General features: G+C 47.6%; 8 protein-coding genes. 6 read left to right on the forward strand and 2 right to left on the reverse strand.

What is annotated here, in order from left to right; translation table 11 throughout:
- Positions 1 to 15 precede the first annotated feature (15 nt).
- Positions 16 to 819 carry an SDR family oxidoreductase gene (locus M3194_RS26980; protein ID WP_251657223.1) on the reverse strand — a complete coding sequence of 268 codons (804 nt, stop codon included), beginning with the start codon at positions 817 to 819 and terminating at the stop codon, positions 16 to 18.
- A 441-nt stretch (positions 820 to 1260) separates the two neighbouring features.
- Here M3194_RS26980 and M3194_RS26985 point away from each other — a divergent pair, with 441 nt between their 5' ends.
- From M3194_RS26985 to groL, 5 genes are all read left to right on the forward strand, one after another.
- Positions 1261 to 5040 (forward strand): S-layer homology domain-containing protein, encoded by a 3780-nt coding sequence (locus M3194_RS26985; protein WP_251657224.1) that lies wholly within the window; start codon positions 1261 to 1263, stop codon positions 5038 to 5040.
- Positions 5041 to 5280: 240 nt separating this feature from the next.
- Positions 5281 to 6447, forward strand: coding sequence for a YhgE/Pip domain-containing protein (locus tag M3194_RS26990; protein WP_251657226.1), 1167 nt, complete (start codon positions 5281 to 5283; stop codon positions 6445 to 6447).
- A gap of 33 nt (positions 6448 to 6480) precedes the next feature.
- Positions 6481 to 7071, forward strand: coding sequence for a TetR family transcriptional regulator (locus tag M3194_RS26995; protein ID WP_251657229.1), 591 nt, complete (start codon positions 6481 to 6483; stop codon positions 7069 to 7071).
- A gap of 220 nt (positions 7072 to 7291) precedes the next feature.
- Positions 7292 to 7573, forward strand: a complete 282-nt coding sequence (gene groES / locus M3194_RS27000) for a co-chaperone GroES (RefSeq protein WP_251657231.1) — start codon at positions 7292 to 7294, stop codon at positions 7571 to 7573.
- 67 nt (positions 7574 to 7640) lie between these two features.
- Positions 7641 to 9275, forward strand: coding sequence for a chaperonin GroEL (gene groL, locus M3194_RS27005; protein WP_251657233.1), 1635 nt, complete (start codon positions 7641 to 7643; stop codon positions 9273 to 9275).
- Between the two features lie 231 nt (positions 9276 to 9506).
- Here the strand turns inward: groL and M3194_RS27010 are convergent, their stop codons facing one another.
- On the reverse strand, positions 9507 to 11534 hold the full coding sequence (locus M3194_RS27010; protein WP_251657234.1) for a right-handed parallel beta-helix repeat-containing protein: 2028 nt from the start codon (positions 11532 to 11534) through the stop codon (positions 9507 to 9509).
- Positions 11535 to 11987: 453 nt separating this feature from the next.
- Here M3194_RS27010 and M3194_RS27015 point away from each other — a divergent pair, with 453 nt between their 5' ends.
- Positions 11988 to 13019, forward strand: a complete 1032-nt coding sequence (locus tag M3194_RS27015) for an NAD-dependent epimerase (protein WP_251657235.1) — start codon at positions 11988 to 11990, stop codon at positions 13017 to 13019.
- The last annotated feature ends 8 nt before the right edge of the window (positions 13020 to 13027 follow it).

The raw sequence follows: 13027 nt of genomic DNA on the forward strand, positions 1-13027 counted from the left end.
TTACGGTTGTGCATGTTAACCGCGAAGCAACGACTCTGCTCCGTCAATATAGACCGGTGTTCCGGTTATATGGCTGGACTCGTCCGATGCCAGAAACAAAACGAGATTAGCAACCTGTTCTGGCTTTCCGGGGCCATTCTCAAGCGGGTGGCCGCCTTCGGGAAACTCAACGGGGATCCGGATTTCCTCGACCTCCGGCTTCGGTTTGGTCGACTGATCGATGTTCGTCGAAATGGCTCCAGGGCATATGGCATTGACGCGGATGCCGTATTCCGCCAGCTCAAGGGCAGCCATTCGGGTAAAGGCAGTCTCTCCGGCCTTGGAGCTGCTGTAGGCGCTGAAGCCAAAGTTCGAGAACACGCGGTTGCCGTTAATGGAGCTTGTTACGATAATGCTGCCGCCTCTTTTCTTCATAAGCGGTATCGCATGCTTGACGGTCAGGAACGTGCCGGTAAGGTTAACGGCGATGGTCTTCTCCCACTCCTCCTTGCTCATGTGCTCAATAGGGGATATGGTGCCGTTAATGCCTGCATTGGCAAACACAATGTCCAGCTGTCCAAACGCGGAGATAGCTTTGCCATAAGCTTCCTCCAGAGAATGCTCGTCCGAAATGTCCGCTTCGACGGCTATAGATTTCGCGCCAATCGCTTCGGCTTCACGGCACACCGCGGCAAGCGTTTGCCGGTCCCGGTCCAGCAGGACAAGATTTGCTCCCTCCTCAGCGAACCGGATGGCGGCAGCTTTTCCGATTCCGGAGCCTGCGCCGGTAATGAGGGCGACCTTTCCTTCTATTCGTTTAGCGGATGAATGGCGGGGCATATACATCTCTCCTTTTTTATTGTTTGTTTAGTAAGTACACGGGTTCCATCCGTATCTAAACATTTTTTTAATTGTTGGCAGCAATTTGTTAACTACGGGTTAGTTTATATAACGCAAATGTATAAAAAACAAATTAATTGACGTGCTATTAATAAGAGAATAATATAATAATATTAGGATTTGTTATGTTTATGTTAATTTATATAACATTATATAAAACACAAATTCTAAAACTGCGGTAAATACGATCCGATGCGCATGATCTTGCGAGTGGAACGTATAAAAGACGGAAGCAAAAGAGGTGGTATATTTCGCAATAAGCTTAAATTTTTGCCGTCAATGGGTATGTCCCCTCATGGCATTTGTGGATCGACTGGAGATGAATAAAGAAGCAAAAAACGGAGGTTCACTAACATTTATCATTGGAGGAATGCATGTAGCATGAAAAAATTCCCAAGCGTCATCCTTTCGGCCGTACTGGCCGGCACGTTATTATTTTCATCCTTCAGCACTTCGGCGCTAGCCTCTGCGGAGGCTGTTAAAGGAATATCGACTTCTGTTCCCGCTCAGGTTGATCTGCCGAACGGCTCCGCCCCAGCGGAAGCGGGTGAAGTTGAGGCGACAAGCCCGCCCCCTGTGTCAACGCCTTCGGCAGGCGATTCGACGGATGGCCAACTGCAGACGGATATGGCGCCTGAGCCGGTATCCTTGGTGGTTGACACGGAGGTCGACAACTACCTGACGGTAGACGACAATCACGAGGTTCATCTGAAACAATTATTTAGCGACGGTACCTCGGTGGACGTGACCCAATCCGCCGAATGGACATCCAATGACGAGTCCGTTGCGACCGTGTCGAAATCCGGGAGCTCCGACAACACGGCTGTTGTTATCCACGCTGCGGCAGCTGGCGATACCGTTGTCACCGCTACATACAACAACGATGCTCCGGTGTCCTTCTGGGTATCGGTTTCCGAGAAACCATTGCCTGATGAGACTTTGGACATCGTGCTGAACAGTGAGCGTGTCAAGTTGAAGGAAGGCGGCTTCTATCAACTATCGGCAACACGGAGAAATATTAGCCTGATAAGAAACGATGTTACCACCCAAGGCGAGTGGCTGTCGCTTGACCCGAGTATTGCTACTGTCACTGCCGAGGGATTGATCCAGGCTAAAAAATTAGGCGAAACCTATATCCATTTCAAATATGAAGACCTTACGTACACCGTGCAGGTGAACGTGATCGACACGGTTGGGCTGACCGCAAGTGAAGACAGCGTGGAGATTATGCCAAATGACGGAACGAATGTTAGTTCTTATATTATTTTTAATGACAATACAAAGAGCGACATCACCACGCAAGCCGTCTGGACGGTTAAAGACCCGGAAATTGCGAACGTTGATACCGGCGTCATTTTCGGCTTGTCCGAGGGCGAAACAACGGTGACGGTCTCGTATGAATCCTTTACTTACGATATTGCCGTATCGGTGACCAACAATCCGAAGGAGCCGATCTTGCTTGGACTGAGCGTTAACCAGCCGAGCTATACGTTGGGCAGGACTGAGAAATCGGAGCCGATGGTCGTTACGGGGGTGTTCAGCAACGGTACCACCAAAGACGTTACCGATGAGATCGAATGGGAAGTCGGCAATATTCTGATTTCCGTAGAGAACAATGCCATAGTGGCTACGGACGCCGGCTTTGGAGCTAGTCTTGTTATGGCCACTTACATGAACAGATCGGTTTATGTGCCGGTTTACGTGAAGCAGGATGCGGGAGAGCCGCCTGTGGAAACACATATCTTCACCTCTTTGGAGGTAACTCCTGAAGTAACGACCATGCAAGTGAATGAGACTCGGGATCTTCATGTGGAAGGGATCTATAACTTCGGTTCGGATCCTGCCAAAAACTTCGATATTACCGACCTTGCTCTTTATACATCGCTGAATCCGGATATTCTGAGCGTAAGTCCTGACGGAAAGCTCACGGCTCTGAAAGAAGGGAAAGCAACGATTACCATTTATGGTCTTTCCTTTACGAAGAGTCTGACCATTGATGTTACCTCCGGAGTGACAGTTGCTTCGTCTGGCATTGTTCCTTTTAAACAAATGACAGGGCTTGTGCTGGATGAGAACCAAGTCAAGCTTGAGCCAGGCTCCTCGCATGATTTGAACGCGCGGGCGCATTATAATGACGGCTCTTCCGATGACGCTACACAAGCTAGCTCCTGGGTTTCTCTGAACCAGAACGTTGTTAGCGTAAAGGACGGAGTTCTGACTCCTGTAGGTAAGGGTAAAACCGAAGTATTGGTTCATTACGGCAGCTTTAGTGAAATGATCGAAGTAGCGGTAGGTATAGATGACGGCCTTCCATCGGCAGATGAAAGCCATGTTGACGTCTTTTATCAGCCTGCCCATATCGTTGTACAGCCTACTGGTCTGTATCCAGCGCGTCTGCAGGCTGCATTATCCGATGGCCGAATCGTTGACGTGACGGAGCTCTCCGAAAATGATCCTGTCGCGGGTCTCGCTGCAACGGAATGGGGGATTGCGGACGACTCGATCGCTACAGTTTCTCAAGGCAAAGTGAAAGGCGTTGCCCTCGGGGAAACGACTGCAACTGTCCAATATGGCGATTATCCGGCGCTTGATATTCCGGTTACCGTGCAATCGGAACCCGGTGATGTTGTGCTCGTCGGAATCTGGATTGAAGACATTGACCTTCTCATTAGTCGTAATACTCAGGAGCCGGCACATCGAGTGTTTGCCGAATACTCCAATCATCGCATTGTTGAAGTAAATGATCAGGGAAGATGGAGCACAAGTGAGCCTTCCATTGCAACCGTGGACTCCCATGGCAATGTCGAGACGTATAATGAATTCGGCATCGCTTATGTCAAATTCGAGTATGACGAACCAAGGCAAGAAACACCGCTTAATGATCAAATGTTCGTCAGAGTTGTAACTCCAAGCTCTTTGGCAACCTTTGACGGTGCAACCGAATATACGCTTCCGGCTAAGACAGAGCATCAAACCATAATCCAAATGTTCTATGAAGGTGTGCCTCGTGTATCTCCGGCTGAAGTGCAGGATAATGGAGACTGGACTTCTTCGGATGAATCCGTAGCGACTATAACGGACTTTGGTTTAATTCTTGCGCAATCTCCGGGTACAGCAGTTATTACAATCAGTTATATGGGACTCAAGCTTGATCTTACAATTACGGTGACGGATCCGATTGTTGATCCAGATCCTGCTCCAATCGTTTCGACTTACGCTTCGCCCGGTTATGTGATTGAAAGCGTCGGCTCTGAAGTGAAGCCTACGATTACAGCCATGTTTTCGGACGGAACGTTTAAAGATGTCACTTCCAAAGTAAACTGGTTAGCGTCGAGTGCGAAGGTTACTGACGTTCAGAATGGTGTTATTAAAGCTAATTCCCGCGGAGCGGCGGTTATCGGCGCGGAATATCATGGCGATCTTGTTATTATTCCGGTCGTTGTAAAAGCCGGAACGTCCGGCGGCGGCACGAATCCGCCAACAACGCCAAGCAATCCGGGAACACCAACGCCGCCGCCGGCGAATCCTGATGCCGGGAAGCCATCTCTCATCGAAGGCGTAGATGCCGTCAAGCTTAAAACCGTAATTGAGCAAGCGCTAGCCAATACGGCTCCCGTTGCATATAAGGATGTGGCAACCCAAGCATGGAGCACGAAGGCCATCACGCTTGCGAGTCATATTGGGTTTGTGAACGGCTACTCTGACAATACCTTCCATCCGGAGGCAAACGTTACGCGTGCTGAATTAGTAACGATGCTTGCGCGTGTACTAGGCTTGAACGACGGCAAGGGAGCAGCAGCCTTCTCCGATGTTAGCAGCACGAGCTTTGCGGCAAATGCCATTAACAATCTCCATGCCTTAGGCTTGATTAATGGCTATGGCGACGGCACTTTCAAGCCAAACCAGGTCATCACGCGCGCGGAGGTGGCTACCATTCTTGCAAAAGCCGTGAGCTTGACCTCCGCATCGTCAGCCGGCAAATTCGCGGACGTGAACGGCCACTGGGCGGAAGACGCGATTAATTCGATGGCCGAGCAGGGGATTCTTAAGGGCAAAGGCGCCAATCTTTTTGCTCCTGATGCGAACACATCACGCGAAGAGGCCGTTGTGCTTGTTCTCCGCACGCTTGGCAAAGCGTTGGAGCTTGACTTGAAGCTGTAAATGATATAATTCTCTAAATTTAGAAGAATAGGCGGTGAAGGGTGCCTCCCTTCACCGTTTTTCGATGGATGAGCAGCTGGTCTTTGCGATTAGCTGCTTTTTTTGCGTTATAGGTGGTGGTTGATGGAAGGTTTTTTTGTTTGCCATTGACATGAAGAGGCGTGCTTGATAATGTATTAAACAGTTGTATTAAACAGTTGTTTTAAACATATGTTTAAATCATTAAAACAGATATAGGGAGTGGAGAGATTGAATCAGGCACTGCAGGCATTTATGAAGCGTCCGACCACATGGGTAGGCATTATTACAGCATTAACCTTCCAGATTGTATTCTCGTTGATCTGGATGACGGGTTATGACGGGGTAACCGACCGCGTTGACCGGCTCCATATTGCGATCGTCAACAAAGATCAGCAGCTTGGAGCTCAGGTAAGCGATAATTTGATGAAGGAACTACCGTTCCGGATGTCGAAGATCGATGAATTGGAGAATGCCAAGCAGCAGCTCGATGACCGCAAGCTGCAGATGGTTATTTATATGCCGGAGGATTTCACGCAGAAGACCGCGTCTCCGGACGGACACGCCAATATTCAATATTGGATTAATGAGTCGAATCCTGCTTTAATTAAAAGTATAATGAACGGGGTAGCGCAGCAGGTAACGGCCGAGGTTAACAAACAAGCTGTTTTCGCAGGCGTGAAGTCAACTCTAGGAGCGACGGCTAAGATGCCCGAAGCTCAGGCTGCAACAGCGGCACAAAGTTTGGCTGAGCGAGTAACGGCTGATATCCAGTCAACCAATGCCATACATGGCATGAACAATCAGATGGTTCCGATGATGATGGTGCTTGCTTCTTATGTAGGCGCTATGATAATGGGAATGAATCTGGAGCAGTCGTCTATGGCGGTTCAAGCGAGCGTAAGCCGCTGGAGAAGATTTGCCGCAAGAAGTATCATTAATATCGTCGCGGCCCTATTTGTGTCGTTAGTTGGCTCGACGCTGCTTTATTCGCTAGGCGGACAAATCGAGCAGGGCTTTATCCATCTGTGGTTATTTGAAATGCTGTTCCTGCTGACCTTTATGTTCGTATCGCAGATGTTTCTTTATCTGTTTGGCATGGCGGGCATGCTGTTTAATATTATGCTGCTGTCGGCGCAGCTGGTGTCATCGGGCACGATCGTGCCGCGTGAGCTGTTGTCGGACTTTTATACCGGACTGGTCTTGCTTCTTCCCGCAACGTATGCGGTTGAGGGCAATATGAACCTGTTGTTTGGGGGGCCGGGAGTAGGGCATGAGGTAGCCATCCTCTTCCTGATTACCGCGGTGGCTGTCGCGGTCAGCGCTGCCGCTACGGGATTGAAACGAAGCGCGGGCAGACAGCATGAAGCAGCAATCGCAGCCAAATAAATGGTGTAAATAGATATGCTGGAGGATTAGACAATGACAACGAATGAGAGCGATGTGAAGTCTCGCATCCTGCTTGCAGCAAGGAAGCTGTTTGCCAGCCAAGGCTTCGACGGGACGACGGTAAGGCAAATATGCGAGGAAGCGGGTGGGGCTAACGTCGCTCTCATCTCGTATCATTTTGGCGGTAAAGAGAATATGTTCGCTGCGCTGTTTGATGCTTATTTTCCAAGCCGACAGTTTGCAGAAGTAAACATGGACTTGCCTCCCGCGGAGGGCGTAAAGCTTGTTATTGCGGAAGTCACCAAGTTTCGTTACAGCGATCCGGAGCTAATCCAAATTATCCAGTATGAGATTTTGCTCAATACCGTCCGAATCGAGAAAATTCGATATTACGTAATGCCGCTGTGGAGAGCGCTGCGCCAATGGCTGGAGACAGGGCGAGAGCAAGGCGTCTTTCAGTTTCGCTCGCTTGACCTTACTCTCTTCTCCATAGCCGGAGTACTGCTCTTTAACCGTTACTCGGATTACTGGCAGTCAATCCGCATTGAAGAGCCTCATACTCTGGAAAACACGATTGAAGAGATGACTCATTTTATTATGAACGGCTTGCAAGCCAAGCTGTAGAAGAAGACGGCATGCGCGTTAATCGCGTATGCCGTCTTTTAGCTAGGGCTATAATGGTGAAGGTGCCATGTGAGCTGATGTTAAATAACTGCAAAAATGACCAAAGACACTTGAAATCGGACAAGAAAATGAGTATGATAAAAATGGTTGTTAGCACTTCAAGCTTACGAGTGCTAATTTAAAACAATAAGCGACAAATTTTTTAAGGAGGCTATTTTCAATGATCAGACCTTTAGGTGAACGCGTATTGATCGAACCGATCGCAAAAGAAGAAACGACTGCAAGCGGCATCGTTTTGCCGGATACGGCTAAAGAAAAACCACAAGAAGGCAAAGTGGTGGCAGTTGGCAGCGGCACGCTGAAAGACGGCGTTCGTGTTGCGCTGGAAGTTAAAGAAGGCGACCGCGTTCTTTTCTCCAAATATGCGGGAACAGAAATCAAATACGACGGCAAAGAGTATTTGATTATGAAGGAAAGCGACATTCACGCGATCTTTGGATAAGCCCGCTTCTTAATATAGAGGGCAAGGCGTAAGATACTTATTATACTTTTTGGGAGGTAACACGATAATGGCAAAAGAAATTAAATTTAGCGAAGACGCTCGCCGCGCAATGCTGCGCGGTGTCGATTCCCTTGCAAACGCGGTTAAAGTAACGCTTGGTCCTAAAGGCCGTAACGTGGTGCTTGAGAAGAAATTCGGCAGCCCGCTCATCACAAACGACGGTGTTTCCATCGCGAAAGAAATCGAGCTGGAAGATGCATTCGAGAACATGGGTGCTCAGCTGGTTAAAGAAGTAGCAACAAAAACAAACGACGTTGCCGGTGACGGCACAACTACAGCTACCGTATTGGCTCAAGCGATGATTCGCGAAGGCTTGAAAAACGTTACGGCTGGCGCTAACCCTATGGTTATCCGCAAAGGTATCGAAAAAGCGGTTAAAGCTGCTGTAGAAGAGCTTAAAAACATCGCAAAACCAATCGAAGGCAAACAATCGATCGCACAAGTTGCTTCGATCTCCGCTGCTGACGACGAAGTAGGCCAACTGATTGCGGAAGCAATGGAAAAAGTGGGCAACGACGGCGTTATCACGGTTGAAGAATCCAAAGGCTTCGTAACGGAGCTTGAAGTGGTTGAAGGCATGCAATTCGACCGCGGTTATGTTTCCCCTTATATGATTACAGATACAGATAAAATGGAAGCTGTCCTCGACAATCCATACATTCTGATCACCGATAAAAAAATCTCCAACATTCAAGAGATCCTTCCGGTTCTGGAGAAAGTCGTTCAATCCGGCAAACAACTCCTGATCATCGCGGAAGACATCGAAGGCGAAGCGCAAGCTACGCTCGTACTGAACAAACTTCGCGGCACATTCACTTGCGTAGGCGTTAAAGCTCCAGGCTTCGGCGACCGCCGCAAAGCCATGCTGGCTGATATCGCTGCTCTGACTGGCGCTCAAGTAGTTACGGAAGAGCTGGGCCTTGAGCTGAAATCGGCATCCGTCGAGCAACTCGGTTCCGCACGCCAAGTTCGCATTACAAAAGAAAACACGATCATTGTTGACGGCAGCGGCAACGCGGAAGACATCCAAGCTCGTGTGAACCAAATCCGCGTACAATTGGAAGAAACAACTTCCGAGTTCGACCGCGAGAAGCTGCAAGAGCGTCTGGCTAAACTGGCTGGCGGCGTAGCGGTTATCAAAGTCGGCGCGGCTACTGAAACAGAACTGAAAGAGCGCAAGCTCCGCATTGAAGACGCCCTGAACTCGACTCGCGCAGCGGTTGAAGAAGGCATCGTATCCGGCGGCGGTACTGCTCTGATCAACGTATACAAAGCTGTTGCAGCCGTTCAAACAGGCGGCGACGAGCAAACAGGCGTTAACATCGTATTGCGCTCCCTCGAAGAGCCGCTTCGCACAATCGCTGCGAACGCTGGTCAAGAAGGTTCCGTCATCGTTGAGCGTCTGAAAAACGAAAAAGTCGGCGTTGGTTACAATGCCGCAACCGGCGAATGGGTGAACATGTTCGAAGCGGGTATCGTTGACCCTGCGAAAGTAACTCGTTCCGCTCTGCAAAACGCTGCTTCCGTAGCGGCTATGTTCCTGACGACTGAAGCTGTAGTAGCTGACAAGCCTGAGCCGAAGGGCGCAGGCGCTGGCATGCCAGATATGGGCGGCATGGGCGGTATGGGCGGCATGATGTAATTCAATCATCTAACGAATTAACAATTCGTAGATGAGCGACCGCGCCTCAGCGGTAGTCTGATATGCCGATCGGGCAAAGTACGTCCGATGCGGAAGTTCGGCCGCGATTTAGCGGTGAATTGAAGAAGCTTTCCATAAGTTCGCTGAACTATGGAAAGCTTCTTTTTATTACTTTTATACGAAAAACGGCGATCCATACCTGTTATAAACAGGAATAAATCGCCGTTTTTTTTATATCGAGGTTATTGTTCCTATACCGGCGTCAGACAAGTCCGCCTTCGCGCCTCCGCCGCGAGTATCATTATTCTGCATTAGGGTTGCGCTGGTGTTTACGTCAATCAATATGCCATACTGCGGTTTGTTCGTGAGTCCACCTGCGCGGCAAATATTGCCTTGTACATTATTTGTAGTGTTCGCCCCTTGTGCCCCGCCACTGACAAAGATATTGTGATAGCCTTGGTTAGTTGTTTGGCTATTTTCTTTGCATTGATTGTTTGAGATAGTGTTGCTGTGCGAATCGTTCGCCGAGTCCCCCTTGATAAAGATCCCATGTTGACCGTTTTTGGCACAGCGGTTGCTGTTGATCAAGTTATATTTACTATTCCAAAGGTAGATGCCGGACAAAGTGTTGCTTGAGCTGGTATTGCCATTAATGGAATTGTCGGTGCTAACGGCCAAGAAAATACCGCGGCCTGAATTGTTTGTAACGTTATTGTCATTAATGACATTGTCAAAGCTTTTATAAACATTGATACCCTCACCGGAGTTTCCATATACTTTGTTGTCTGTTATGACGTTCCGGTCTGCATTGTTCAGCAAATAAATACCGTGCGAGCCGTTATTATAGACAACATTACTGCTTATAACATTATCAGTAGAGGTGTTAACGTAAATACCGTAACTGCCGCTAGCGTACACGATATTGCCAGTAACGCTGTAATAACGCGAAGATGAAGCCAAGTAAATCCCCCACATAGTATTTCCGTCGAATACATTACCGGTGATTGTCGCGCTTGCATCGCCGAGGGCTTGGATCCCAATTTTATTTCCTTTAAAGACATTCCCCGTAATTGTAACGTCTTTAACCGTACCGCCGAGCTCTGGCTCGAGATCAATCCCCGCTGCTGGATCCGTACCCTGCGTAGTTTCGAAGGAACAGCCGATTACACGAAAATTTTCATTGGCGCAAATCGAAATACCCTGCCTGCGGTTATCAATAAAGTTGACATTCTCGACGGTAACTTTTTTTGTGTTACCAAGTGTGGCGTGATATAGAGTGTAAATGCCATCACCCCAAAACTCTTTGCAGGTTACATTCCGAATGGTTACGTTTGTTGCGCCCTCAAGCCAGACGCCTACACCAACTTGACCCGCGACGGGGCCAGTATGCGTATATCGTTCTCCTTGCAGAATGCCGCCTTCAATAGTGACGTTAGAAACAGCTCTGACAAGAAAAATCGCATAGTTGTTGAACGCATTTGTAATGGCTTTCAGTACTGTGTTTTCGGTCATTTTAATTGTGATGTTATTTTTTAAAGAAATACATGTTGCGTTTGTTACCGGGTTGTAAGGGTTTCCTGTATTGATCATATAAGTGCCCTCGGGAATGTACACCGTGCCGCCAGAAGCCGGAAGAGAGTTAATAGCAGCGTTAATTTTTGTTGTGTCATCGTTAATGCCATTACCCAGAGCACCAAAGGCTTTCACATTCACCCAGTTCTCAAGAGGGCTTGTGCCGCCAGCAGTGCCGCCAGTAGTTGTAATGGTAATATCACTTGAGCCGTCAAAGGTGGCAGAGCCCGCAACACTTCCTGTCAGCGTAATTGTTCTTGCGGTCTGTAATTTTGCTGCTTGATCAACAACGCCATTATTGTTTGTGTCATACACGGATTTCAGCATATCTCCGCTGCTACCCTTTGCATTCCACGCTGCTTTCTCTATATCGGTTACGAATCGATGTGTTGTGTCTTGAACGATTATGGAGGCAGGGTGTGTGGAAGGATGGACATAGTTATTTGCTCCTGTTGCCACCCCATCTAACTTTGCTTTATCTGCAGCGCTCATTAAGCCTTTTTTGCTTGATGTTGCATTTGGAATAGTAGTCGCAATGTTGATATTACTACTGCCATCAAATGCAGCGGAGCCTGCGGCATCTCCGCTTAACGTAATGTTTCGAGCAGTTTGCAGCTTTGCTGCCTTATCCACAACACCATTATTGTTCGTGTCATAGACAGATTTAAGCATATCCCCATTTGCCATACCAACATCTCCTTTTCTCTTGTAACTAAACACAAGCGGGTTTATTTGCTACAACCCGCGTGAGCGTCACCCGTTTTTTGCTTGAAAAAATAAAAGGTGGTGCCGAGTAGTCAAGCAGGGACATGTAGAATCAGCCGGTGTTTGGTTACCAAAATTTTTAATATTTATGACACTATGACACTCACTTTTATATAACATATGAAAGAATAGTAGAGTTGGTATGGGTGGATAAAGAAGAATTATGATAAAATTCATGACAAAAATTGATATTTAGCGTGTTGCAAAATGTGAAACTAGTAATGGACGAATGCTTATGGTTAGTGGAGAGAGACACAGAAGCCCTATAAAGAAAATTATCTTGACTTGTTACAAATTGTATCTTAAATTTAGAATTATAATCAAGGATACAAATTGTATCTATTTTCTTACTCTAAAATGGGGCGTGAATGAAAGATGCGTATCTTGGTAACGGGCTCCGCTGGATTTATTGGCTTCCACGTATCCAGTAAGCTGTTAAATCTGGGCTACACGGTCGTTGGTTTTGATAACCTGAATAGCTATTACGACTTGGAGTTGAAAAAGGCTCGTTTGGAACATTTATTGGAGTATGATCAATTTCATTTTGTAAAAGGGTCTCTAGAAAATCGATCCGAGCTTGAACAGCTGTTTGCAGAACATCAGTTTCAAGTCGTGATTAATCTAGCTGCACAAGCAGGAGTACGGTATAGTTTGGAGCATCCTCAAACCTATATTGACTCTAATGTGACGGGTTTCCTCAACTTATTGGAGATGTGTAGAATCCATCAAATAGGCCATCTTCTGTATGCATCGTCAAGTTCGGTTTACGGAGCTAACCTAAAAGTACCTTTCTCTGTAGAGGATAAGACCGACCATCCGGTCAGTTTGTATGCAAGCACCAAAAAAATGAATGAGATGATGGCGCACGCCTATAGTCATATTTATCGATTACCTGTGACGGGAATGCGGTTTTTTACCGTATATGGTCCATGGGGGCGACCGGATATGGCTTACTTTTCGTTTACGCGCTCCATTCTGGAAGAGAAGCCGATTACAGTATTTAATAATGGAGAAATGTGGCGTGATTTTACATATGTAGATGATGTCGTGCAGGCAATCATCCATCTTATACCGCTTCCGCCTGTGGCTGACACCAATTGGAGTGGGCAGACAGGTAGCAGCAATGCTCCTTACCGCATCTATAATATCGGCAATCACAATCCGGTTAAACTGGCCGATATGATCAGTCTTCTTGAACGGCATTTGGATAAGCCAGCTCGTATTGAGTATCGCCCCATGCATCCTGGCGATGTTGAAGTGACTTATGCCGACACGGAATCATTAGAGGAGCAGGTTGGATTCAAGCCTGAAACTCCATTGGATACGGGGTTAGGTAAATTCGTTTCCTGGTATAAAGCCTTTTATGAAGTAAACGAGCTAGCATTGACGAAGTTAAGCGGAGAATAATAGGGGAG

This window comes from Paenibacillus glycanilyticus, from assembly GCF_023715145.1.
Taxonomy (GTDB): domain Bacteria; phylum Bacillota; class Bacilli; order Paenibacillales; family Paenibacillaceae; genus Pristimantibacillus; species Pristimantibacillus glycanilyticus_A.